The organism is Paenibacillus sp. JNUCC 35 (genome assembly GCF_058269095.1).
This window is the reverse complement of the sequence record NZ_CM177771.1, coordinates 1,525,634-1,549,989: the sequence shown is the minus strand read 5'-3', so window position 1 is coordinate 1,549,989 and position 24,356 is coordinate 1,525,634. Positions and strand designations below refer to the sequence as shown.

Below are 24,356 nucleotides of genomic sequence, written 5' to 3'. Positions count from 1 at the left end.
CGGGGGAACGGCCGCGTCCATACGATAATGAACCGTAACTCGGGTCAGATAGCGGACCCGGCGTTGCCGCCGGTCAACTTCCTGGAAACGAAAAGAACGAGAATGATCATAACAATCTGCAAGACTCCGTAGGCGCATGCCGTACCGAATTCGAACGCGTACATACGCTGGAAAATTTCAACCGACATAGGTGTCGTGTTATTCGTGTACAGAAGGATCGACGCTACGAACTCGCCGAGGCCCTCCACCATAGCCAGCAGCGTTCCCGCGAGAATACCGCTCAGGGCCATCGGGAAGACAACCCGCCGGAAGCTGTACCACCAGGAAGCTCCAAGGTTGCGCGCCGCTTCCTCTACCGAGCTGTCCATCTGCATCAGAGTCGAGGATGTCGACCGGAAGATCAGCGGCAGGTGGCGGACGAAATAAGCGAGCGGTAAAATCCAGAAGCTGCCGATCAGAACCTGGTTGAACGAGAATGCGTTCGGCTCGCTGAAGGCCGTGATCAGGTTGACGGCTACGACCGTACCCGGCAGCGCCCATGGCAGCATGATCAGGATGTCAAGCAGCGTTTTGCCCTTGAATTTCATCCGGACGATAGCGTAAGCCGCCGCAACGCCGAAGAGCAGGTTGCCGATGGTCGCCACGAAGCTCATCTTGAAGCTGTTGGCGATCGGGCGCCATGTTTTCGGATCGGTAAACAGGTCTTTAAAGTGCTGGAGCGTATACTCCGGCGGAAGGACCTGGACCGTCCATGTACTGTCTTCGGAGAAGGAAAGCAGGACGATGACGAGAATCGGCAGCATCAGCACAAGAGTGGCGATAAAGGACAGCACCATCGCCGTGTACTTGCCCGCCTTGCTTTTCACTTCGGTCCGGTGGACGCTGACGCCTTTGCTCATGTTCTGATAGTTCCGCGCGTTCTGGTACCAGCGCATCATGATCAGAAACAGGATCGACACGATCGACAGCAGGGTCGATTGAGTCGCCGCCATGTCCAGGTCCCCGTTCGTGCGGGACAAGTAAATCTGCATGGTGAGCGTCCGGTCGATCCCGAACACGAGCGGCGCCGTATAGGACGCCATCGAAATCATGAAGACGAGCAGCGAAGCCGCGATAATGGCCGGCGTGAGCATCGGCAGAATGACTCTGCGCCAGATGAGCAGGCGTCCGGCGCCCAGATTGGCCGCCGCTTCTTCCAGCGACGGGTCCAGGCCTCTGATAGCGGTGGACGCCGTCATATAGAAATAGGTGTACATCGTGAACGTATGGACGACGATGACCCCCCAGATGCCCTTTAGCGCAAGCGGCGCGTGATCCAGGTCAAAAAGCTTCTGCAGCGCACGCGGGATAATGCCGCTGTCCCCGTACAGGAACGAGAAGGACAGCACCCCGATCAGGGGCGGAAGAGCCATCGGCACGATCGCGAGGACGGACAAAATTTTGCGTCCCGGAAACTCGTAGCGCTCCAGCAGGAACGCCATCGCGACACCGACGATACCGCAGGTGATCACGCTGAGTACGGAGATGTAAACGCTGTTCCACAGCGCTTCCAGATTCGATGTATGATCAAGACTGAAGAAGCGGGCATAATTTTTGAACGAAAAAGCCCCTTCCAGCTTCACACTCTGTAAAAACGTCTGAAAAAACGGATAAATGACATAGGCAAGCAAAATCAGAAACAACGGCGCGATGAGCACATAGACGAAGTAAGGCGACGTCGTGATCGTGGTCCATCGGCTGTTCGGACGGATGGCCGGCTGCTGCTTGGCTTGCGGTTTGTTCGTCTGCACGGGCGCACCCTCCTTATTCTACGAAATAGACGCTTTCCTTAGGGACGGCAAAAGCGATATCCTCATCACGGTGACGCATGCGCTGGCCGGGGCCGATAAACATCGCTTTAACCGGCAGCGTGCCGACCTGCGCGACGTAGTTGACGCTCACGCCCGTAAATTCCGACATCAGCACTTTGCCGGCCAGAATGTTCTCCAGGCCTCTCTCCGAAGCCGCGGCTTCGCGAATCGATTCCGGACGGACCGAAACCGTCACCTTGCTGCCCTGTGCCAACCGGCACTCGGGCGAAGCGTTGGCGGCAAATCCCGTGATAAGCGTGTCGGACGAGGTACGGACATACACCGTGTCGCCTTCCAGGCGCTCCACGGTCCCTTCCCATAGATTCGACTCCCCGATAAAGGAAGCGACGAACCGGTTGACGGGACGGTTGTAAATGTCGTGCGGAGTGCCGATCTGCTGCACGACGCCGTCTTTCATGACCATGATCCGGTCGGACATGGACATGGCCTCGGCCTGGTCGTGCGTGACATAAATCGTCGTAATGCCGAGCTCTAGCTGCAAGCGCTTAATTTCCAGCCGCGTCTCTTCCCTCAGCTTCGCGTCGAGGTTGGACAACGGCTCGTCAAGCAGGAGAATATTCGGTTCGATCACCAAGGCGCGGGCCAGTGCCACCCGCTGCTGCTGCCCGCCGGACAGCTGGTCGATTCTGCGGTCGCCGTATCCGTCCAGGTGGACGAGCTTCTGGGCGCGCGTCACCTTATCCATAATTTCCGCCTTGGACTGTTTGCGGACTTGGAGACCGAAAGCAATATTCTCGAACACGGTCATGTGCGGAAACAAGGCGTAGTTCTGAAACACCATCCCGGTGTTGCGTTTGTTCGGAGGCGTATACGTCACGTTGTTCTCGCCGAACATGATCCGTCCCTCCGTCGGGTAATAGAAACCGGCGATCATGCGGAGCGTTGTCGTTTTGCCGCAGCCGCTGGGTCCGAGAAACGTGAAGAATTCGCCCGGCTGAATGTGGATGTCGACGTTTTCAACGCCGCGTGCGCCGTTAAACTGCTTGCTTACTTTATCGAGCTTGACTTCTATCAAGTGGAATCCCTCCTAGAAAGTAAAACTTCCCTACCTATCCGTACGTCTCTCCCGCCGGCACAAAGGCACAAATCGTATGATGTGCCCGGCCTAAACGGGCCCGGATGGGGCTTCCCCCACCCGGATCTGTCAGGCTTCGGGCTTTATTTCTTGCCTTTGCCCTTAATGTTTTCATCCCAGTACTGCATCCACTCTTTTTCTTTGGAGGCCAGTACTTTCCAGTCGAGCTGCAGCGGTTTCGTTTCGATTCCTTTCAGCCAAGCCGGGAATTCATCCTTGTTGATGTCCGTCCGGGTCGGGATCTGGAACAGCTTTTCCGCTTTCTTCTTCAGTTCTTCTTTATCGAAAAGGAACTCGTAAAATTTCTTGGCGGCGTCCATGTTTTTGGCGCCTTTGACAATACCCACTCCGTCTACGAGGATCGGAGCGCCGCTGGCCGGATAAATGAAATCGAACGGCTGCTTTTTCATTTCCTTCTGAATCAGGATATCCTGGAGGTTCCAGAGGGAAAGCGTGCCTTCCTGACGAGCCATTTTCAGATACAGGTTGGTCGGATCCTGCGTGTATTCCTTCGTGTTCGCGTCCAGCTTCTTGAGCCAGTCGTAGCCCTTCTGCGGATCCGCAGCGTCCTGGCGGTAAATCATCGAGGAATAGATCGTGCGCATCGTACCGGACGCCATAACGCCGCGGATCAGAAGCTTATCTTTATATTTCGCGTCCAGCAGCTCATCCCAGTCCTTCGGAGCATCTTCTTTCTTCAGCGCCTCGGAGTTGTACATGATCACTTCGGGCAGGAGCATTTCGCCGTACCAGCGGTCCTGGGCGTCCTTGTTCTCGGCCGCGACGTTATCCGCGAAGGTCGGCTTATACGGCTCAAGAAGGCCTTCCTCGGCCCCGGTTATGAAAGAGGACTGCGTGCCTCCCCACCAGAAGTCCGCCTGGGGATTCGATTTTTCGCCGCGGATACGCTCCAGAACCTGCTGGGCGCCCATCGTCATGACTTCCACGTCAATGCCCGGATTTTTCTCTTTGAATCTCGGCAAAATCTCGTCGACCACGTTCTTGTCGCGGGCCGTGTAAATCACGAGCTTCTGGGAACCGGAAGCGGCTCCGCCGCCGGCGCCTTCGGCACCCTTCTTCGCACCGTCGTCACCGCTGCCGCAGGCCGACAGGCCGACAGCCATTGCCGCGATAAGAGTCAAACTGGTCCATTTGGTCATCTTCATTTTCACTTGTACTCCCCCTAGTTCTAGATTGTATCGTTTAATCCGCGCCGGCAGATCCGGAGGATCTGGCCGGCTGGGCGGACGGAAACGCTTCCAGTACACTGTGGACGGCCCCCAGCAAACCTGCCCGCTCCCTCAGCCCCGCGAGCTGGATGTCCGGCAGCACCGGAACCCACTGCGCAAGCAGCTCGCGGATGCGGGCCAGGCCGCTTTCGCTCAGATGGACCATTTCGCCGCTCAGGATGAGCAGCTCCGGGTCCAGCACGCTGACGGTATTGGCGATCCCGGACGCCCAATGGATGTAAACATCTTCGAGCAGTGTCCGGGCTTGGCGGCTTCCCTGATCCGCCTGTTCGCCCAACTGCCGCAGGATGCTGCGCCCCGGATCGACGGTCAAGCCGGCAGCCTTCGCTTTGTCGCCGATGCCGGTAACGGAGTAGTTCTTCTCGAACACGCCGAATTCGCCTTGTCTGCGGAGCCGGTCGCCGCCGATAAGCATGTAGCCGATTTCGCCGGCAGCCTCTTTGCTGCCTCTGTAAAACTGCTTGTCGATGATAATCCCTGCCCCGATCCCGGTACCCACATACATGTAGACCAGGCTGGAAACCCCCGAGCCGGCGCCCTCGTAAAATTCGCCCATCGTCATCATATTGACGTCGTTGTCGAGAATAACGGGAATGCCGAGCCGTTCTTCGATTTCCTTCCCGACCGGCAGATTCATCCAACCCGTGCTCGGCGCGTAGCTGACGGTGCCGCTGCGCTTCTGTGTAATACCCGGCAGGCCGACGCCGATCCCGATAACGCGGTCGCGGCCGAACCCGCTTTTCTCAAGCAGCGTATCCAGGTTGGTCTTGAGCGCTTCCAGAGCGGAATCGCCGTCAACCGGCTGCTCCAGGCGGGTATGCACATGATGCAGCAGCTCGCCTTTCATATCGGCAATGGCCATTTCCAGCTCACTGCCTTCAAAAACGGCCCCGACGACCGTATACGCCTGAACGTTGTATTCAAGGAGAATCGGCTTGCGCCCGCCCTTCGACTCCCCGGTTCCCACTTCATGAATAAGCCCTTCATGGATCATTTCGTCCACGAGAGAGGAGACGCAGGGTCTGCTCAGCTTGGTCCGGACCGACAATTCGGCTCTCGACAAGCGGGGATGCTGGCGCAGTTGGTACAGAATGCCTTCCCGGTTCATTTGCTTTACTAATTTCGTATTTCCCGTTTTCCCCTTGCCGATCACAAGCCCAATCACCACCTTACTTAGTTAAAATGACTAACAAACTAATTAAATCAAGTATATGTATACGTTTACATGATGTCAATATAAAAAGTGAAATTAGTCATAGAAAATAATATTAATCGCATTATTATTAATAATTTCATATATTTTCAATCCTTTTCATCCTTAAAAAGCGTTTATTCTTCTCTTCAGTTTATTTCCTTTTCCGCTTCCTTATGCGTCCGCGTCAAAAAGCCCGCTGCAGCCGCAGCGGGCTTTCGTCTTCCTTACGCTTACTTCTCTGTCCCGTGACTGAGGTTGTTCTGGGCCGTATGCTTGACGTTTTTGGCCTCCATCTCCTCGGCAAATTCCGCGTTTACTTCGTACTTTTTGCCTTTGGTCGCTTTCGAAACCTTCGCCATGTTCATCACCCCCCGCCCGGTTGTCGATTTCCTTTATTCCGGCCTCCGCCGCAAACGGACGGTGAACGGAATACTCAAAGCGGCACTGCTCAGTGCTGTTTGTTCGGGAGCCGTTTTTCCGGGCGGTTTTTGCCTTGTGTCCTCCGGTTGCGTTCGTCTTTACGCTGAGTGTCATGCAGTTTGCTGATGAAATGACTATCCATCTCCGCAAGCCTCCCCGAGAAATAAGTTTCGTGAAGCCGTCTTAGTATGTCCGGGCTTTAGGGGGAAGCATGCCGGGTCCCGCGAAAAAAAGAAAAAGAGCACCTGCCGGCGCTCCTCGGTTCTCTATACGTATAAGTGCTTGTCCGTTCAGGAAAGATCTTAAGCTTCCGCTTCCAGTCTCATGGCCATGTCAACCAGAACCGCGCGCGCTTCCGGCTTCGTTTTCACTTCGCTGTAAAGCTTCTCGAAAGCCGCTTTGTTTTCTTTGAACTCGCCTTCGTTCTTGATCGTGAAATGGCTCCACTCGATCAGACGGTTCTCCGCCTGGCGAAGCTCATTGAAAGCTTTATGGAAACCGCTGCGTTCAATCGCATCTTCCATTTCTTTCTGACCGATTTCCGCACCGTTTTGTCTCATTTCGTTCAGTTTCTTGTCAGCCTGCTGGCTGGCTGCGAGAAATTGTTCTTTGGCCGCCAAATAATCGATTTGCGCCCTGGCGTATTTACGTTTCATCAATAACAGTCCACCTTTAGCATGATTTCCCCGATAGCGCTTGCAGGGGGAGTTTTCTTCTACCAGATTCTATTGTAACAAAATTTTTCTGGAAACAAAACCGATTTCGCCCTTCCAGTTCTTCCGGACCTTCCGGGGTGGACAGACATTTTCGCTGCCGGCGCCGCATACCCTTTAATCATCGCATTCGGCAGTCTTCTCGAAAGGCTCGCTTAGAACGTATTTCGAAAGGGTGAATATCATGTGCGGAATTACAGGATGGATAGACTGGCGCAAAGATCTGACCACATCTTCATCCATTCTCGAAAATATGACGGAAACCTTGGTCCACCGCGGTCCTGACGCTTCCGGCACGTGGATATCCGGCCACTGCGCCCTGGGGCACAGACGGCTGAGTGTCATGGACCCGCTTAACGGCGCTCAGCCCATGATCCGCAAGGACGGGGACCGGACGTACTCCATCGTATATAACGGGGAATTGTATAACGCTCCCGAGCTGCGCAGCGAGCTGGAACACCGGGGCCACCGGTTCGGGACCTCCTGCGACACCGAAGTTCTGCTGGCCGCTTTCGTCGAATGGGGCCGGAGCTGCGTGGAGCGGCTGAACGGCATCTTCGCGTTCGCGGCCTGGAACGAACAGGAGCAGACCTTGTTACTGGCCCGGGACCGTCTTGGCGTCAAGCCTCTATTCTACAGCCACACGGACGGCGCCTTCCTGTTCGGCTCGGAGCCGAAGGCTATCCTCGCCCATCCGGATATCAAAACCGAGGTAGGCGCCGAAGGCCTTGCCGAGATTTTCGCCGTCGGACCCGCGCGCACGCCCGGTCACGGCATTTACCGCAACCTGGCCGAACTGAAGCCGGGCCATTTTATGGTTTACGACCGCAGCGGGCTGACGGTCCGTCCTTACTGGAAGCTGGAAAACCGGCCCCATACGGAAAATGTGGAGGAAACGGCGCTGCATATCCGCGAGCTCCTGGCCGACACCGCCCGGCGCCAGCTCGTCTCGGACGTCCCGGTCTGCACCCTGCTTTCGGGCGGGCTGGATTCCAGCGCGCTGACGACACTCGCCGCCCATCATTACCGGGACAGCGGCAGCGGCGTATTGAATACGTACTCCGTCGATTATGCCGACAACGACAAGAACTTCAAGGAGAACGCGTTCCAGCCCAACTCCGACGCCCCGTGGATCAAGCGGATGACGGAGTACCTCGGTACGGAGCATCATTACATCGAGTTCGACACGCCTGAACTCGTCGAATCGCTCCGCACCGTCGTACTCGCCCGCGACACGCCCGGAATGGCCGACATCGACGGCTCTCTGTACCTGTTCTGCCGCGAAATCAAGAAAGGCGCCACCGTGGCGCTTTCCGGCGAAGCGGCCGACGAGATCTTCGGCGGCTACCCCTGGTTCCACCGGGAAGACGCCCTTAACGCGAACACGTTCCCGTGGTCGCTTTCGCTGCCTCAGCGGGTCGGCATTCTGTCGCGCGATTTCGCCGACTGGATCAAGCCTGAGGCATACGTCCACGGCCGCTACGAGCAGGCGCTGGCCGAAGTGCCCCGTCAGGCGGGGGAAACGCGGGAGCAGAACCGGATGCGGGAGATGTCTTACCTGAACATCACCCGCTTCATGCCGACCCTGCTTGACCGTAAAGACCGGATGAGCATGGCTGTCGGACTCGAAGTCCGGGTTCCCTTCTGCGACCACCGGCTCGTAGAATACGTGTGGAACATCCCGTGGGACATCAAGACGGCGGGTGAGCGTGAAAAGGGCATCCTGCGGAAGGCGCTCGCAGGCGTGCTTCCGGAAGATGTGCTGGCCCGCAAAAAAAGCCCTTATCCCAAAACGCACAACCCGAATTATGCAACCGCGGTCAAACAGCAAGCGCTTGAAATTTTAAGCGATCCCTCGTCGCCGCTTCTTCCTTTTGTGGATGCCAATACGCTGCGCGCCATGGCGGCACCGGGAGCCGAATCGACCGAGTTCCCCTGGTTCGGCCAGCTCATGTCCGGTCCGCAAATGTTCGCGTATCTGATCCAGGTGGACACGTGGCTGCGCGAATATAAGGTATCGATCCGTTAAGGATCTTACCGCACGTCTGTCTATGCGCGTCTAAACTTACATCTGTTTAAACGTACACCGGTTTCCGAGCGGTACCGGGAACTTCAAAAAACCTCCAGCCGCCATCTCAATGGCACTGGAGGTTTTTGTCCTTTTCACCCGAAGCTCGGGGGTTTCTGTACCTGTACCTCTTCCTCTTCCTCTTCCTCTGCCGCAGCCGTTGCCGGACCACGCCTTCGTGTCCGTATTCAGAGTCCGTATTCCCGGTGCCAGCGCCAAATCTCCGGCCTAATCGAGCCAGCCGTTCTTCTCCGCCGCGGCAATGGCGTCGATCCGGTTCTTGGCCTCCAGCTTCTGGATCGCCTCCGACAAGTAATTGCGGACCGTGCCGCCCGAAAGGAACAGACGCGACGCAATCTCGCCGGACGAAAGCCCCTCTCTGGCAAGCTTAAGCACCTCGCGCTCCCGTTCCGTCAGCGGATTCTCGGCTTCCCAGAACGTGAGCGCCAGCTCCGGGCTGACCGCGCGCCTGCCCGCCTGCACATCACGGAGCGCGGCCGCAAGCTCGCTTACCGGCGAATCTTTGAGCAGGAAGCCGCGTGCTCCCGCACGCATGGCCCGCTGAAAATAGCCGGATCGGGAAAAGGTCGTCAATATGACGACTCCGCACGGATCCTTGCTTTTCTGGAGCGCTTCGGCCACATCGAGGCCCGACATTTTCGGCATCTCAATATCCATGATGCAAAGATCCGGCCGGAGCGTACGGATCATCTCCAGCGCTTCCGCGCCGTCCGCCGCTTGGCCGATCACTTCGATATCGTCCTCCAAATCCAGCAGGGCGCTCAGCGCTCCCCGGAGCATGCCCTGATCTTCCGCGACAATGACCTTCATTCGCCGCCCGCCTCCTTTTCTCCCTTTTTGGTCACTTTAGGGATCGTAAAAACGACCCGGGTGCCCCGGCCGCCCGCCGATTCGAACGTGCAGTGCCCGTCCACCAGCTTAAGCCGCTCTTTCATGCCTCTGAGCCCGTTCGTACCCAAGTTCGGCTGCCTTTCGTCCCTCTCGAAGCCGACTCCGTTATCCGACACGATCAGCCTGTACCCCTCCTCATCGGAGGCCCATTCCACGATACACACCTTCGCTTTGCTGTGCTTGACGACGTTCGTCACCGCTTCCCGCAGGCACATGCCGAGAATGTTGCCGATCAGCGGGGGAGCTTCGTCTTCGGCGCCTTCTCCGGCTTTCAATTCCAGCACAATGCCGCCCGCCGCAAGAATCTGCTTGGCCCGGTCGAATTCCTCCCGGATCGTGACCATGTTCATATCCGATACAAGCTCGCGCACCTGTTTGAGCGCCGCCCGCGAGGTCGCCTGGATATCCTGAACTTCCCGGACCGCTTTCTCCGGATTTTTCGGAATCATTTTCTCCGCCAGTTCGCCCTTGAGCGTGATGAGAGACAAAGTATGCCCGAGCGTATCGTGCAAATCGCGGGATATCCGCTGGCGTTCCTCGATTTTGGACAGACGGGCAATTTCTTCGTTAGCCAGTTGAAGTTTGCCCCGGAGCTCCTTCGACCTGCGTCCGATGCGCATCGCAACCGGCATGATCAGGATAATGATAAGAGCCGGAAGAAGCTGCAAAAACAAATCGACATCGTTCATTAACTTGTAGTGCCAGCCTACCGCCACGAACATCAGAAACAAACCCGCTATCGCGGCGGCCATTTGCCTGACGCTCCGCAGCATCCCGATCACCGGTGACGGATAAAACGCCAAGTAAATAAAGTTCTCGTTGTACCGGATCGCCAGAATACCGATAACGATAGTCTGAAACAGAATGAACCAGTACCTTCCCCCCGCGCGGTTAAAAGAAGTCAAATAAGCCGCCACAAAGGCGATAAGCAGTCCCGAACCCAGTATTTTTTCCGGAAAAGGAAGCTGCAGAACCGAAACGACCGGGAAGATCAGATACACCAGCCAGATGATCGTAAAAATAAAAGGGGGCCCCTCGCGGGGCCTTGCCGGTTGCCGACGAAACATTTAAACCGCTTCCTGTCTCTTGATGATATAGGAAGATAATATCACAAATACGACGACGTACACAGCCAGAATAAGCACGCCCGTCCAGTCGATCGAACCGCCTCCGATCAAATTCCAGGCTCCCTGCCCCAACCGGTAGGTCGGCGTGAACTTGGCGATCGTCTGAAGAGTCCCGGACATGGACGCGGTCGGGAACCATAACCCTCCCAGAATGGATAGGCCCATATACAAAATCATCGTCAGCACCTGAACCACATCGGGGTTGCGCATGGAACCGAGCAGCGTACCGAGAGCCATGAACGAGAAACCGCCGATCCAAATCCAGAGGAAGCTTTCGATCCATACGGAAACCGGCAGATCAACCTGTTTGCCGAGCCCTCCGATAATAAACATCATCAGAATGATAAATAAATTAATAACGCCTTGGGCGGCTACCTTCGATACCATGTAAGACCAGGAAGGCAGCGGCGTAATGCTGAGCAGGCGGACCCAGCCCTGGGTGCGTTCCCTCGAAATCCGCTGGGCGAAGGAAGTCAGGCTGGCGCCGATAACGCCATATACCGTCATAGACATGAGATAGTAGGATGTCCAGTCCACACTGCCGATCTTCGTATCGCTTCCCATCGTACTCGTAAACAGAAAATAAAAGGCCACCGGCATAACGATCGAAAAGAAAATAAATCGTTTGTTACGGAAGGTGCGCAGCAGCTCCGCGCGGCACTGGGCCATAGTCGCTTTCAGAATCGTCGCATTCATATTCGTTATCTCCCCTTCAGCCTGCATTCGTATTTTGAATTAAAGTCTGGAAGGCGTCTTCCAGTCCGCCGCTTCGAACTTCGATATCTTTCATATCGATGCGTTTGTCGATCAGCGCGGTAAGCAGCCGGTCCGTGTCCGGTCCGAACATTTCGACGCGCCGCCCGTTCCACTTGATATCGCTGACTCCCGGGAAAGCCCTCAGCAGATCAGCCGTAACCCCCGAGCCCGCTGTAAAAGAAATGACTCTCCCCGTCGTTTCCGCTTTAATCTCGCTCGGCGTCCCGTCCGCAACCAGCTTGCCGTTATTGATCACGACGACTCTGTCGGCCAACTGATCCGCTTCCTCCAGATAATGAGTCGTCAGCACGACGGTTTTTCCTCTCGCGGCCATGGCGCGGATCGTATCCCAGAACAACTGCCGGGAGGTCACGTCCATGCCGACGGTCGGTTCGTCCAGGAAAATAATTTCCGGGTCTCCCGCCGCGGCCATCGCGAAGCCCAATCTGCGCTGCTGCCCGCCGGAGAGAGCCGAGGCCATCTTATTCCGCTCGGCTTCCAGGCCGGAGATGAGCAGAAGCTGCTCCAGTGAGAGCGGATTCGCGTAATAATGGCGGAACAGATCGATCGTCTCGGCTACTTTCAGATTGTCGATCACGCTGACATCCTGAAGCATGGCTCCGATCCGGTCCCTAACCCGCTGGTCTTTCGGATGGCCTCCCAGCAGCTTGACGGTTCCGCTCGTAGGCTCCTGAAGGCCGAGAATCATCGAAATCGTGGTCGTCTTGCCTGCCCCGTTCGGACCGAGCAGTGCGAGCACCGTTCCTTGTTCCACGGTCAGCGTTAACCCGTCAACCGCCTTTTTGCCTTTAAATTGTTTCGTAACCTGCATCAATTCGATAGCTGTTGTCACAGGGATTCAGCTCCTTCTGTTATGTGGGCTTTCCGTTTCATCGTTCATCGTTCAGCGTTTCGTTAAGCTCTTTAACCTGAATCCATCATACCGCGCGGCGCTTTTCCTCCCTACCCACAACCGTAACCTTTTCCGGATGACAATTGTCACCTTCGCCCGCCGGACCCGCCATGACACGTGAAACAACGAAAAAACCGGTTCCGAAACGAATCGGAAACCGGTTTGGTTCGTGCCCGCCAAGCGGCACGTTGTTTATTCGGTTAAGTCAAGCGGCCGGAATGGCGCTCGAAAAACTGCTCGAGCGCCGCAGCCCGGTGGCTGATCGCGTTTTTCTCTTCGAGCGGCAGCTCCGCCATCGTCACGCCCCGCGCCGGCAGATAAAACAGCGGGTCGTAGCCGAACCCGTCCGTGCCGCGCGGCTCCGCGATAATGACACCCTCGCAGGTCCCCTCCGCCTCGAGCGTGTCCCCGCGGAGCGGGTCGACCAGCGCCAGCGCGCATACGAAGCGCGCGGTGCTGAGCACCCGCGGCGCAGCCGCGTCCGCGGCCTCCGGGCCGTCCGTGAGGCCCGGCGCCCGTGCGGCGCCGCGGTCCGCCGCGGACGGCTCGCCGGCGGACGCCGCCTGCCCGGCAGCGCCAGACCCGGGCCGGCCGGCCGCGGCCGAGACCGCGCCAAGCTCGCGCAGCAGCTTGGCGTTGTTCGCCTCGTCGGCGGCGTGCTCGCCCGCATACCGGGCGGAGTATACGCCCGGATCGCCGCCGAGCGCGTCGACGCACAGCCCGGAGTCGTCGGCCAGTACCGGCAGGTTCAGCCTGCCTGCAATCGCCGACGCCTTGATCCGGGCATTCGCCGCGAAGGTCGCGCCGTCCTCGACGATGTCGGGCATATCGTCGAAATCGTCGAGGCTGCGCACTTCCTTGCCGAAGCGGGCGAAATAGTGGGCAAACTCGCGCACTTTGCCCTTGTTGCGCGTGGCGATCACCACGACGCCGGAAGCGGAAAGATCAGGCACGGACACCCGCTCCGATCAGGCCGCTTACGCGTCCGAGCGCTTTTTTCTGCTCCTCGACCATTGTGTAAACGCCGCCTTCGGCCAAGGCCAGCAGGGTGTTCAGCTCCTCGCGCGAGAAAGGCGCCTCTTCTCCCGTCCCCTGTACTTCCACGAACTTCCCGGTTCCGGTCATGACCACGTTCATATCGACGTGCGCCTGGGAATCCTCCGTGTACATCAGGTCCAGCAGAGGCTTGCCGTTCACGATCCCGACGCTAACGGAGGCAAGGTAATCCGTAATCGGCAGCTTGCTCAGCTTGCCATTCGCCACCAGCTTCTCCATGGCAAGCGCCATCGCTACGAAGGCTCCCGTGATGGAAGTCGTTCTCGTCCCGCCGTCCGCCTGGATCACATCGCAGTCGAGCGTCACGGAACGCTCTCCGAGCGCTTCCAAGTTAACGACGGAGCGCAGCGCGCGTCCGATCAGCCGCTGGATTTCCATCGTGCGGCCGCCGAGCTTTCCTCTGGCCGCTTCTCTCTGGTTGCGGACCTGGGTGGCGCGCGGGAGCATCGAATATTCGGCGGTTACCCAGCCTTTGCCCTGGCCTTTCATAAAGGGAGGAACACGTTCTTCCACGGTTGCGGTACAAATGACTTTCGTCTCCCCGACTTCTATTAGAACCGAACCTTCGGCATGTTTGATATAGTGCGGCGTAATTTTCATCGGTCTTAGCTGGTCATTCTGTCTTCCATCGGCTCGCATTCTGTATCCTCCTGTACGATCATAGCATCCATTTCTATCCTTCCTATTGTAGCAAACAAAGGAGCCGAGCAAAAGCACCGCGGGTTTCGACGAAAAAAGGGAGAGCTCTTCTCTCCCCTCAAACCTCCGTAAGGTCCGACAATGCGGCTTTTCCGACCTAAGGACCGAAAGCCAAATTTTAAAAACGTCCCCCCGCTTTGCCCGGAAGATTTCCCCCTAGCGGGGTTAAGGGCCGCATAACGGCGCTTGCCCCAGGATCTCCCGATGTGCGGTTAAGGCGTCGCATAACGGCAGGCCACACCGCTTGCCCCTCCGTTTACGCTCGGGCTCCACGAGCCCCGTCACGCGGCGGACTCCCCCTCGGCTAAACCTTTTACAGCTTTTCCGGGTTCGGGTTCAAATGAAGCGGCCGGGAGACGGGCTGGCTGTAGGTTTGGGAATCGGAGGTTTCCACCTTCGGGCTGCCGTTTACCGTTATTTGAACTTTGGCGGCATTCGTATTTTCCGTCAGAGACAAAATAACCGACTGGAGCCCGTCCGCGGGCGCTTTTTTGTTCTCGTCCAGAAGCTGATCGGAGAAGTTTACCGTCAGCACCGTGTCCGACGTCTTCTTCACATCCAGCACCTTGGCGGAAGCGTTCAATACCGGCTGGAGGCCCTTCGATGTGTTGGGGCCTTTCAAAAGTTCGTCCATAACCGCCTTGGCGACGTCATCGGTCCTTTTTACCAGGCGTGTAACCGGTACATAATATTTGCCGTTTTGCGCCGTTGCATTCGTAAAGTACAACGTCACCGGCGTGGACTGGCCGTAATCGACTCCTTCCTGCTTCTCCAGGTTGATGCCGATTTTGCGCGAAAGCGGTTCGTCCAACGGCGTGCGGGCCACCGGCATTTCCTTAAGCTGCTGCCCGTTTATTTTGATCTTCACCTGCTCGACGGTTGAAAAACCGGTCATGGCCCAGGTGATCCCCTCCATGATTTTGCGTTCTTCCTTGGCGTCGTATTTTTTGAAGGCCTGGTTAAAATTGACCGTGGCCAGTTTATCCTTTATGTCCACCGTCAGCGTAGTCCCTTCGGGCAGCAGAGAGGCAAACCCGGCGGGAAGCTGGCTTTCGCCCGGGCCTTTGGCCACCATATATTCCAGCGTGGTTTTCGCCACCGACTGTGTCTTCGGCAAATCCAGACTGACCGGAACGACGAAGCCTTTCGGGTCTTTCGCATAGACGGTCATTTTGGCGGTTTGCGACGTTTTGGCGCCTGCTTTCGCTCCCGTTCCCCCCGTACCGGTTCCCGTCTCCATCGCGGTTTCGGTACCGGGCGGCGGAGCGTCAATCGGTTTGGACTCCGACCCCCATATACCGCATCCCGTTCCGAGAATCGCGATCGCTCCTGTCATGGCTGCCGCCTGAAGCCAGCGTACCTTTCTCATTTCCATCCCCTCCTGTTCGTATGTGCCTTGCGCAAAGGTTCGACATGGCCTGGGGCCCGCCGCCGGCAGCGCCTTTTTTCGGGAGTTTCCTGCCGGTCCGGATGACGTTTGTCCTTCGTACTCCTATGTATACAGGGGGCCTGCCTGCTTTATGCCCGAGTTGTCCGAAAAAACGGGACAATTTCCGGGCTTGTTCCCTTTCCGTCCTCCTTTTCGGAGGACAATTCCGTTCCAAAGCGATACTCTTTCCTAAAAAAAGGGTATACTAGGGTATCTGCTTTCATTTGACAACGGAGGAGAAGCCCATCGTGAAATATTCCCTGGATAGTGAAAAAGTAGCTTCGGCTACCCGCGAGCTGCTTGAAAAAAGAGGCGTTCAAACGTCTCAAATCGCCGAACTGACCTATTTTCTGCAAAAAGATTATTACGAGTCCCTGACCCTGGAGCAGTGCCTGGCGAGCGTAGAATCCGTCCTGGCCAAAAGGGAAGTACAAAACGCCGTCCTGACCGGCATTCAGCTGGACATGCTTGCGGAAGAAGGCAAGTTGATTTCCCCTCTGCAGGAGATGATTCAGCATGACGAAGGCTTGTACGGCTGCGACGAGATCCTTGCCCTGTCGATCGTGAACGTCTACGGGAGCATCGGATTCACGAATTTCGGCTATATCGACAAGCTGAAACCGGGCATCCTGAAAAAGCTCAACGATAAAAGCACCTACGAAAAGCATACGTTTCTCGACGATATCGTCGGCGCCATCGCCGCTGCCGCAAGCTCCCGCATTGCCCACCGCAAGCAGTCGGAAGCCGAAAAGAAAGACGACGCTCCCGGAAGCTGAGAGGCCTTTTCTTAAACCGGGGTGTGTTCCCCCGTTATACGGCGCCAAACACCGTGCGCTGCGAGGAGCTGCGAGCAGTGTGAGAAGACGAACCGCTTAGGAGGAAACGGAGTAGAGCGGACGAACAGTCCGTCAGGAAAGTTGTTTTCCGGCTGTCGTCAAGGACGCTTCGAATAGAGGAGCTGACACAAAAAGGGAACCCCCATGACGGCGGTTCCCTTTTCCTTTTTCATCCCAAGATTGCTGAGGCTTCCCTCTTGCCCGTTCCCCTTACATAGGCAGCATGCAGCTTCCTGTCCGGTCACCGGTACTTCCGGGCCACGATATATTCCGCCGCCGGAAGGAGCACGATGCCCAGTCCCAGTAAAATCAGCACAGCCATATTATCCCGGCCGAAAGCCAGTTTTTCCACTATACAGACGATCAGGGAAGCGGCAAGCATAATAAAATAGGCCGCTTTAGCGCTTACGAAAGTAATGTGCCTGCCCATCTCTTCCTCCTGCGTAATGCCTTCCCCGTCCTCCTTGTTCCCCCAGGTCAGAGCGCCGAACATCGCTGCCAGGGCAGCCGCTATGCTCGTTAATTCGCTCGTTCCGACCGGTTCTCCGGACGCGTACTTTTTAAGCGTAAATCCGATGACAACCAGTGAGGTAAGTCCGAAACCCGCAGCAATGAGCCGCTGCTTCGATGTTTTCCGTCCGGTCACAGTTTCCGCCTCCTTGTATACTGCCGTTTTACGTGTCTTTGTCTGCCTGGAACAAGTCATCTACCGTGACGCCCAGCGTACGGGCCAGATGAAAAGCCAGTTGGAGGCTCGGATCGTACTTGTTGTTTTCAATGGCGTTAATAGTCTGTCTGGACACGCCGCACGCTTTGGCGAGATCTTCCTGAGACAGCCTGATTCGTTTGCGCAGCTCATGAATCCGATTTTCCATAGCAGACTCCAATGTCAAAATGTTTTTACATCTTGATTGTAAAAAGAAGCGTTGGAAATGTCAAATATTTTTTACATAAAGCATGTACAGCCGTGCATAAAAAACGGACCCCCTTACCGGAGAGTCCGCTGTATGGTTGTTTGTTTGTTTGTTTGTTCGGCATCCGCGTCTACCTTTAATCCCGCGCCTCGTACACGATCAGCCCTTCCCTCTCGCTCTCGGTCACTTGGCCTTCAACCGCGAGGCGCACCGTATGCGCAATCGTCTCCGCCATGGCGAAGCGGAGCTGATGCAGCGTGAGCCGGTCGCCGAACGTGTCGCGGCACAGCTCATACGCCGTCATCGGCTCATGAAGCTTGTCCGCCATGAGGGCAAGCCTCTCCTCGTGATGGCGGACAAGCTCTTCCGCCCGCTGGCCAAAGGCGGCGAAGGGCGACCGGTGGCCCGGGTACGCCATTTCGACGGGCAGCGGGGCGATGTCGCGCAGGCTGGCCATGTACGCGCCGAGCGGGTCGTCTTCGACGCCCGGCATAAAGCTCACGTTCGGCGAAATTTGCGGCAGCACATGATCGCCGCAGAATATCTCCCGCGTCTGCGCGTCGTAGAAGCACAGATGCCCGGCCGCATGTCCGGGCGTCTCGATCGCTTCGTACGCCGCGCCGCCCAGACGCACGCGGTCTCCCGCCCGCAGCGCGGTCAGCTGCGGCTGCGGCGAAACGTGCGGGACGAAGCTGTCCATATGCTTCGCCAGCTCCCCGCACAGCGCGGCATTCATGCCGTGCCGCGCGAAAAGCCCGGTCAGCAGCGAAGTCATCGGCTGACCGGGACCCCACAGGAGCCGCACCTGACCGATGCCGGTTTCCGACAGGTAAACCGGCGCGCCCGTGCGCTCCTGGAACCAGCCCGCCATCCCGTAGTGGTCGGGATGGTGGTGAGTCAGTACGACCTGCGAAATGCGGTCGTACCCGAAGCCGAGCCCCTCCAGCGCTTCGTTCCACAGCGCCTCCGCGGCTTCCGTGCGCAGGCCCGGATCGATCACCGTCAGGCTCCCGTCCGGCTCCCGAAGCAGATAGCTGTTGACCCATCGCAGGGGAAAAGGCAGAGGGACTTTGATCTGCCAAAGCCCCTCCCGTAAAGCGATGACCGTTGTTGAATGACTCATTGCAGGCTTTCTCCTTCCCTTCCTCCGACAAAAATCATCCGGGGAGACGACTCCCGGTCATAATCCTTTCCGTCATAGCTGCCGTAGATCCGGTCGACCCGCAAGCCTGCCGTGTACAGCATATCGACAAAAGCCTCGCAGCTGTACAGGCGCACCTGTTCCGAATAATGCCGCGGGCCGTCCTGTTCATCCGTGATGCAAATTTGTTTGCGGACATACCCGTTCTCTATGGAGCGTGTCTCTTCTATAAAAAGGCCGTTCTCCTCGCGGCTTGAATGGGGAACGAGGTTCGTTTTGACATAAGCGGGATTTAAATAGTCAATAATAAATTTCCCGTCCGGCTGCAGAAGCCGTTCGATTTCCGACAACACCAGGCGGTTTTCTTCCTCCTGCTCGAAGTATCCGAAGGAAGTGAACAAATTGACCACGGCGTGAAAAGATTCCTCACTCGGAACCCGCCGCATATCTCCGTGCAGCCAGGTTACCCGGTCCTCCGGGTCCTGCTTCCGCGCCTCCTCAAGCAGGGTATCCGACAAGTCGATACCCGTCACCGTATAGCCGAAATCGGCGAGCGCCAGCGAATGACGGCCCATGCCGCAGCACAGGTCCAGCACACGGGCGCCTTCGGGTAGATGAAGCCAGTTCATCATCCGTTTGACCTCGGCGTAAGCTCCTTCGAAATTGCGGTGTTTGTACACCAGCAGATAGTCTTTTCCGAAGCTTTCCCGGTACCACGCGCTTTTAACTTTCATGCCCGCATCCTCCCGATCTTTTTTTAGTACGGATTATAAATAAGCGGCCGGTTTCTCAATCGAACCAGCCTTTGCGCTTAAACCAGACATACATGGCAAACCCGATTCCGAACATAATCAAAAGAACAATAAAATAACCGTAGGGCCAATGAAGTTCGGGCATGTTGTCAAAGTTCATTCCGTAAATTCCCGCGAGAAACGTCAGCGGCATAAAAATCGTCGTGATGACAGTCAGCGTTTTCATAATGGTATTCATCCGGTAAGAATTCAATGAAATGAAATTTTCCCGCATGTCCGCGGTCGTGTCCCGGATCGAGTCGATCATTTCCGCCAGCTTCAGCAGATGATCGTAAATGTCCGCATAATAAATCTGCTGCTCACGCACGTTCGGCAGCTTGTCCGAATTGACGACCCGGTAGAGCAGGTCGCGCATGGGAATGATCGACCGCCTCAGATGTGCCAGCTTGGAGCGGATGTCGAACACGCCGCGCATAAGCGCGTGAATGGACGTGCCTTTCTGGTCGGAATCGAAATCGTTCATTTCGTCTTCCAGCATATGTATACAAGGAAAATATTCATCCACGAGCTTGTCCATGACGAGATAAGCGCCGAAGGAAGAGCCTCTTTTCCAGTTGTCCGGTTCGGCTTGAAGCTTCTGCCAGGCGTCGTTGATCTCTTTGAGCTCGGTGAAGTGGAAAGAAACGAGAAAGCGGGGCGCGACGAAAAGATCGACCTCATCGGCTTCCAGCGTCTGTGGATGAATGGCGTGCAGCACGAAAAAATGGACATCCTCATAGTGGTCCAGCTTCGGCCTCTGCAGCAGATGAAAGCAGTCTTCAACCGCAAGCGGATGAAAATGAAAATGGGTGTCGAGCAGCAAAGCCTCTTCGTGAGTCGGATTGTTAAAGTCTACCCAGTACCAGTCGATAGAATCTCCGTCCAGCTCCTGCAAAGGCAGGTCCAAGACCAGTTCTCCGCTGCGGGTAACGGCGACCGTGCGAATCATAAAGGTCCTCATTTCGTCCGTGATCGGGGTGAAAGCGTTGGGTATATCGTACCATGTTTTGCCTGGAAACAAAACGGTGCCCGGTGCGGAAGCGATTGGAGCCGGCCTCCTTGACTCCTTAGCGGTTCGGCCGGGACAGCCACTCCTTCGAAAACCGCAGCCATTCGCGGGCGGCATAAGATAAGTAACCCTCTTTGCGCCAAATCATAACAAGATGCCACGGAATCCGCGGAGATACCAGGGTAATCGTGGCCACTTTGTCCGGACTCAGCTTGCGGCAGATCGTTTCGGGCAGCAGAGCGACGCCGAGGCCCGCTTCCGCCATCCCGCTCAGAAAATCCCACTGGGAGCTTTCGTAGATGATGTCGGGCTTGAATCCCGCCTGGATGCAGGCTTCGGGAATGCTCTCGTGCAGGGTGAAGCCTTCGCGGAACATAAGGAACTTCTCGCCGCTGAGCTCCGCAAGGCGGACGGTCTGCCTGCGCGCGAGCCGGTGCCCGTGATGCACGACAAGCCGGAGCTCTTCCTTGACGAAGGCGAACATCTCGAAGCGTTCAACATCGACGGGAAGCACCGCGACGCCCAGATCGAGGCTCCCGCTCTCCACCTCGCGTTCGACCGTGCGGGCCCCTTCCTCGATCAGCCGGATCCCGATCCCGGGATACAGCTTATGGAAAGCGGCGATCAGCTCCGGGAAGAAAGGCGCTCCGGTCATCGGCGGCAGGCCGATCCGGATCTGCCCCTTGCGCATGGAAGTCACGTCCTCGAGATCGATGGATAGATTTTCCAGAGAACGGACAATCTGCTGCGCCTGGATCATTACGGCTTCGCCCGCATCCGTCAATACAATCTGACGGGCCGTGCGGTCAAACAGCTCGACGCCGAGCTCCTCCTCCAGGATGCGGATCATTTTGCTGATCGTGGGCTGAGTGACGTGCAGGGCTTCCGCCGCTTTGGTGAAGCTTCTGCGCTTAGCCGTCTCCAGAAAATATTGCAGATGCCTAACGTCCAAGTCATCGTCTCCTTTATGCGACTGCATTGGTTCCCCTTCCATAGAGAAAAGGAATGAAAACCATTCGTTATATGTATTTTACCTATCCTTGTCCCCTGCGTATACTCGAAATTATGGAAGGGGATCATTCGGATGAACAAACAACCCGCACCACCTTTAAGCGGTCCACATAAAAAACAACGTTTCGTTTGGCCGCCGGACCGGTTTGCTCCGGTTCACGTCCGGCGAGCGCTCGTCACCTGCGGCCAGATCGTCCTGCTGATCGCGTTCGCCTATCTGGGACGTCTCGTGTCCGAGCGGCTGCACCTGCCGGTGCCGGGAAGCATCGTCGGCATTCTCATCGTCTTCGCCGCGCTCCACTTCGGCTGGGTCCGCCTGGAATGGGTCGAGAAGGGCGCCGATTTTCTGCTGTCGAAGCTGCTGCTCTTCTTCGTCCCGCCTGCCGTCGGCATTTTGGAATATAAGGAAATGTTCTCGGTATCGGGGAGCCGGTACCTGCTCATCATTATTATCAGCACGTTCTTCGTCATGGCCAGCACGGGGCTCGTAGCGGAATTTCTGGGGCGTAGACGCGCCGGCAAAGACAAGAAGGAGGAAGCGGCCTCATGACCGGAACCGGACTTCTGTACCTGCTGATTACCATCGTCGTCTTCTGGGCGGCCAACCGGCTGTACCGGAAGACAGGCAAAGCCTACCTGTCGCCGCTCGTCGTCGCTCCGGTTCTGCTTATCGCCGGTCTGTTCTTCACCGGTACGCCGGTTGAAGCCTACAACGCCGGCACGAAGCCGCTGACGGACCTGCTTCAGCCCGCTACCGTAGCGTTCGCGATCCCGCTGTACCGGCAGTTCAAGCTGCTCCGCAAGCATGCCATGGTGCTTGTGGCAGGCGTGCTGTGCGGCTCCGTCGTCGCCGTGCTCACGTCGGTGCTGCCTGCGGGCTGGATTCACGCGAGCCCGCAGATGATCGAGAGCGTGGCGCCGCGCTCCATCACGACTCCCATTGCCATGGAGGTGTCGCGTTCGCTCGGCGGCATTCCTTCGATCACGGCCGTGTTCGTGGTCGTGACGGGGATCTGCGGCTCGGTGATCGGGCCGCTGGTCATCCGCTCGCTGCGCATCCGCAGCGGCATCTCGCGGGGCCTGCTGCTCGGCATGGGTGCCCACGGCGCCGGCACGAGCAAGGCCCACGAGCTCGGCAGCGAGGAGGGGGCCATCGCCAGCGTCGCGATGATCCTCGCCGCGCTGTTCTCGCTGGGGCTGATCCAGCCGATCATGGCGCCGTTCCTGTAACGGCGGCGCCGGTTACAGACCGCTTCCTACGGGAGGCGGTCTGTACACGCTGGCGATATCCAACATCCCACTATCAAAATTGCTTTGCTTGCTCTATAATTTTACAAAAAAAAGGACAGCTTGTGCTGTCCCCTCCATTTCCTAAATGGCCACTTAGTTTGAATTCATTATATGTCTTGGCTCTTATAATTATTTAGGTATATTAGAATAGATAATTTTATGATCTTTATTAATACCAGTAATAAATATAGGAACATCTAAAGTATTTGAAAAACTATAAAACAATCTTTTATCCACGTAGTTTAAGTAAGAAACCTTATTTATTCCCTTCACTTCCACAAACTCAATCTGTGGATTAAAAATTGTGCCGAAAACAATCTTTGTTTCGTTTCCCATCATTTGCCAAACTACCTGCTGCTCATCCACGACTCTCCCTTTCGGCATCTCCCCTCTTTGAATTACCTTTCCATTTTGTACAAGAAATGCATGTGTGTCTCCATTTTCATCTGTTGCAAGGACAAACCTCGTATTACTTTCATCAATAATAACTAAAGATTCCTTTAATAAAACTGCATCTGTGCTTCTTGATACGATTCTGTAAATACTGTTTTCGTATAGAAAGTATGTTAATATACCTATGCAAAAAACACTAAAAATAACAATCATTTTTTTTATAGTAATCACCTCTAGATGCAAAATTAAACTGAATTAGGAAGAGCATAATGCTCTTCCTAATTCCCTTAAAATTTATAATTTAAAACTCCATCTTTTTCCCATTGACTTCCAGATTTTGCATATTGGTAACCAAAAGACCATGGTCCGAACGATATCCCGTTAACCTCTGTCTCATCCCAAGTATGAGAAGTATCCCCTCTAAACGATACAGTAGTGCCCGAGCTTGGATTTCCATCGGTAAAAGTGAAGTACATCCATCCAAATCTCCTATGAGAATCGTACGTCTCTTTCCCTAATGCTCCTTTGTAAACACTGTCTTGCCACTTCCATCCATATCCTCGTGGGCCTGTTCCACCTTGGTAATTAGTCCAATTAATAGATTCATTCAAGGTACTTTTTAGTGTATAAAAACTTTTACCAAATATCGCTATGTCTCGATGCAGCGACGTTAACGCAAATCCATCATTCCCACCAATATTATATGTCCTAAAATAGGTGCACCCACCAAAACAACTAAAATCATTCGTCCAGTTTTCATTTAGATATTGCCCTTGTGCATCAAATATCCATTTTCCCTCTTGTGTATCATAAAATAATTTTAGAGAATCAAAAGCAAAATCGTTTCCCGATGAGGAAGTTATGCTAATATTATTATCCGATTTAATCTTAGTTGCTTTCTTTATTATTCCTAGTTCCTCGAATTTTTTATCTATATTTTCTAGTTCATTCACTGCATTAGCAGCCTTTAAATTATCATTGCTTTTAACTGCTGCTACTTGTGCCCCTCTTATTTTTGCTTCTTCTACGATAAGTTTATCAATTTGTGCAATTCTTTGTTCAACCCTTGTACGTTCTTCTGTACTAAGGGTATTTAAATCGACCAAACCTGGTTTTATTTTGTTTATTTGTTCCTTGTCATTAGGAGAGGCGGCTGATGTAGAGGTTGAGAGAGGCGCTAGAATAGGCGGCTAAACCCAGTATAAATTTTTTCAATTTACATTTCTCCTTTGGTATAAATTAATTATTTTAACAATTTCAAATATACCAAATTTTAAAAACAAATTCAATTATTTCCCAATATTACATTCATTTTCTTTTTTATTCACAAACGTTTTTCAAGGAAAAAGTATATATAAATAGGTGATATAATCTTTTTTCGTTGAACAATGCGTTCTTAAACAAGAGGTAAAGTTCACTCATATTTCTGGCAAGTCAACTAAGAATATGAGCCTCCCCCGGAAAAATACTTTTATAAAAGCTAGTTA

At 55.2% G+C, this 24,356-nt stretch carries 26 protein-coding genes; 4 read left to right on the top strand and 22 right to left on the bottom strand.

The window, feature by feature from the left end:
* Positions 1-44 precede the first annotated feature (44 nt).
* The 7 genes from AC2TF6_RS07060 to AC2TF6_RS07030 form a co-directional block, all read right to left on the bottom strand.
* Positions 45-1,751 carry an ABC transporter permease gene (locus AC2TF6_RS07060; protein WP_491311605.1) on the bottom strand — a complete coding sequence of 569 codons (1,707 nt, stop codon included), beginning with the start codon at positions 1,749-1,751 and terminating at the stop codon, positions 45-47.
* 52 nt (positions 1,752-1,803) lie between these two features.
* Positions 1,804-2,886 carry an ABC transporter ATP-binding protein gene (locus AC2TF6_RS07055; protein WP_326051097.1) on the bottom strand — a complete coding sequence of 361 codons (1,083 nt, stop codon included), beginning with the start codon at positions 2,884-2,886 and terminating at the stop codon, positions 1,804-1,806.
* A gap of 143 nt (positions 2,887-3,029) precedes the next feature.
* Positions 3,030-4,112, bottom strand: coding sequence for an extracellular solute-binding protein (locus AC2TF6_RS07050; protein WP_491311604.1), 1,083 nt, complete (start codon positions 4,110-4,112; stop codon positions 3,030-3,032).
* Between the two features lie 37 nt (positions 4,113-4,149).
* On the bottom strand, positions 4,150-5,349 hold the full coding sequence (locus tag AC2TF6_RS07045) for an ROK family transcriptional regulator (protein WP_405082171.1): 1,200 nt from the start codon (positions 5,347-5,349) through the stop codon (positions 4,150-4,152).
* A gap of 272 nt (positions 5,350-5,621) precedes the next feature.
* Positions 5,622-5,750: a hypothetical protein gene (locus AC2TF6_RS07040; protein ID WP_256123684.1), complete on the bottom strand. Its 129-nt coding sequence runs from the start codon at positions 5,748-5,750 to the stop codon at positions 5,622-5,624.
* Positions 5,751-5,839: 89 nt separating this feature from the next.
* Positions 5,840-5,953 (bottom strand): DUF4023 domain-containing protein, encoded by a 114-nt coding sequence (locus AC2TF6_RS07035; protein WP_016423522.1) that lies wholly within the window; start codon positions 5,951-5,953, stop codon positions 5,840-5,842.
* Positions 5,954-6,113: 160 nt separating this feature from the next.
* Positions 6,114-6,467 carry a hypothetical protein gene (locus tag AC2TF6_RS07030; RefSeq protein WP_491311603.1) on the bottom strand — a complete coding sequence of 118 codons (354 nt, stop codon included), beginning with the start codon at positions 6,465-6,467 and terminating at the stop codon, positions 6,114-6,116.
* 241 nt (positions 6,468-6,708) lie between these two features.
* Between AC2TF6_RS07030 and asnB the strand changes: the two genes are divergently transcribed.
* On the top strand, positions 6,709-8,553 hold the full coding sequence (gene asnB, locus AC2TF6_RS07025) for an asparagine synthase (glutamine-hydrolyzing) (protein ID WP_491310467.1): 1,845 nt from the start codon (positions 6,709-6,711) through the stop codon (positions 8,551-8,553).
* Between the two features lie 267 nt (positions 8,554-8,820).
* Here the strand turns inward: asnB and AC2TF6_RS07020 are convergent, their stop codons facing one another.
* From AC2TF6_RS07020 to AC2TF6_RS06990, 7 genes are all read right to left on the bottom strand, one after another.
* Positions 8,821-9,423, bottom strand: coding sequence for a response regulator transcription factor (locus tag AC2TF6_RS07020; RefSeq protein ID WP_009674235.1), 603 nt, complete (start codon positions 9,421-9,423; stop codon positions 8,821-8,823).
* On the bottom strand, positions 9,420-10,571 hold the full coding sequence (locus AC2TF6_RS07015) for a sensor histidine kinase (RefSeq protein WP_491310466.1): 1,152 nt from the start codon (positions 10,569-10,571) through the stop codon (positions 9,420-9,422). Before AC2TF6_RS07015 ends, AC2TF6_RS07020 begins: the two co-directional genes overlap by 4 nt.
* Positions 10,572-11,327: an ABC transporter permease gene (locus tag AC2TF6_RS07010; RefSeq protein ID WP_009674210.1), complete on the bottom strand. Its 756-nt coding sequence runs from the start codon at positions 11,325-11,327 to the stop codon at positions 10,572-10,574.
* Between the two features lie 16 nt (positions 11,328-11,343).
* A complete protein-coding gene (locus AC2TF6_RS07005; RefSeq protein WP_491310465.1) occupies positions 11,344-12,240 on the bottom strand; it encodes an ABC transporter ATP-binding protein in 897 nt (298 codons plus the stop codon).
* Between the two features lie 260 nt (positions 12,241-12,500).
* Positions 12,501-13,253: a non-canonical purine NTP pyrophosphatase gene (locus AC2TF6_RS07000; RefSeq protein ID WP_491310464.1), complete on the bottom strand. Its 753-nt coding sequence runs from the start codon at positions 13,251-13,253 to the stop codon at positions 12,501-12,503.
* Positions 13,246-13,995 (bottom strand): ribonuclease PH, encoded by a 750-nt coding sequence (rph, locus tag AC2TF6_RS06995; RefSeq protein ID WP_326050914.1) that lies wholly within the window; start codon positions 13,993-13,995, stop codon positions 13,246-13,248. The genes AC2TF6_RS07000 and rph overlap by 8 nt, the downstream gene beginning before the upstream one ends.
* 373 nt (positions 13,996-14,368) lie before the next feature.
* A complete protein-coding gene (locus AC2TF6_RS06990; RefSeq protein ID WP_491310463.1) occupies positions 14,369-15,424 on the bottom strand; it encodes a GerMN domain-containing protein in 1,056 nt (351 codons plus the stop codon).
* A gap of 308 nt (positions 15,425-15,732) precedes the next feature.
* Between AC2TF6_RS06990 and AC2TF6_RS06985 the strand changes: the two genes are divergently transcribed.
* Complete coding sequence (locus tag AC2TF6_RS06985; RefSeq protein ID WP_491310462.1) at positions 15,733-16,260, top strand: phosphatidylglycerophosphatase A family protein; 528 nt, start codon at positions 15,733-15,735, stop codon at positions 16,258-16,260.
* A gap of 301 nt (positions 16,261-16,561) precedes the next feature.
* On the opposite strand, the gene AC2TF6_RS06980 is transcribed toward AC2TF6_RS06985, so the two are convergent.
* The 6 genes from AC2TF6_RS06980 to AC2TF6_RS06955 all read right to left on the bottom strand — a co-directional run bounded on the left by AC2TF6_RS06980 (position 16,562) and on the right by AC2TF6_RS06955 (position 21,127).
* Positions 16,562-16,966, bottom strand: a complete 405-nt coding sequence (locus AC2TF6_RS06980; RefSeq protein ID WP_218228190.1) for a hypothetical protein — start codon at positions 16,964-16,966, stop codon at positions 16,562-16,564.
* 28 nt (positions 16,967-16,994) lie between these two features.
* Complete coding sequence (locus AC2TF6_RS06975; protein WP_009672314.1) at positions 16,995-17,195, bottom strand: helix-turn-helix transcriptional regulator; 201 nt, start codon at positions 17,193-17,195, stop codon at positions 16,995-16,997.
* A gap of 175 nt (positions 17,196-17,370) precedes the next feature.
* Positions 17,371-18,357 (bottom strand): MBL fold metallo-hydrolase, encoded by a 987-nt coding sequence (locus tag AC2TF6_RS06970; protein ID WP_491310461.1) that lies wholly within the window; start codon positions 18,355-18,357, stop codon positions 17,371-17,373.
* Entirely contained in the window at positions 18,354-19,109 is a 756-nt protein-coding gene (locus tag AC2TF6_RS06965; RefSeq protein WP_491310460.1) for a class I SAM-dependent methyltransferase, read from the bottom strand. Before AC2TF6_RS06965 ends, AC2TF6_RS06970 begins: the two co-directional genes overlap by 4 nt.
* Before the next feature lie 55 nt (positions 19,110-19,164).
* Positions 19,165-20,115, bottom strand: a complete 951-nt coding sequence (corA, locus tag AC2TF6_RS06960) for a magnesium/cobalt transporter CorA (protein ID WP_218228188.1) — start codon at positions 20,113-20,115, stop codon at positions 19,165-19,167.
* Between the two features lie 118 nt (positions 20,116-20,233).
* Entirely contained in the window at positions 20,234-21,127 is an 894-nt protein-coding gene (locus AC2TF6_RS06955; protein WP_491310459.1) for a LysR family transcriptional regulator, read from the bottom strand.
* Between the two features lie 132 nt (positions 21,128-21,259).
* Between AC2TF6_RS06955 and AC2TF6_RS06950 the strand changes: the two genes are divergently transcribed.
* Complete coding sequence (locus tag AC2TF6_RS06950) at positions 21,260-21,736, top strand: CidA/LrgA family protein (protein WP_491310458.1); 477 nt, start codon at positions 21,260-21,262, stop codon at positions 21,734-21,736.
* Complete coding sequence (locus tag AC2TF6_RS06945; protein WP_491310457.1) at positions 21,733-22,416, top strand: LrgB family protein; 684 nt, start codon at positions 21,733-21,735, stop codon at positions 22,414-22,416. Before AC2TF6_RS06950 ends, AC2TF6_RS06945 begins: the two co-directional genes overlap by 4 nt.
* A gap of 189 nt (positions 22,417-22,605) precedes the next feature.
* Here AC2TF6_RS06945 and AC2TF6_RS06940 read toward each other — a convergent pair whose 3' ends face one another.
* Together AC2TF6_RS06940 and AC2TF6_RS06935 are read right to left on the bottom strand one after the other, a co-directional pair.
* Positions 22,606-23,082: a hypothetical protein gene (locus AC2TF6_RS06940; protein ID WP_491310456.1), complete on the bottom strand. Its 477-nt coding sequence runs from the start codon at positions 23,080-23,082 to the stop codon at positions 22,606-22,608.
* A 74-nt stretch (positions 23,083-23,156) separates the two neighbouring features.
* Complete coding sequence (locus AC2TF6_RS06935; protein ID WP_491310455.1) at positions 23,157-23,975, bottom strand: hypothetical protein; 819 nt, start codon at positions 23,973-23,975, stop codon at positions 23,157-23,159.
* Positions 23,976-24,356: the final 381 nt, after the last annotated feature.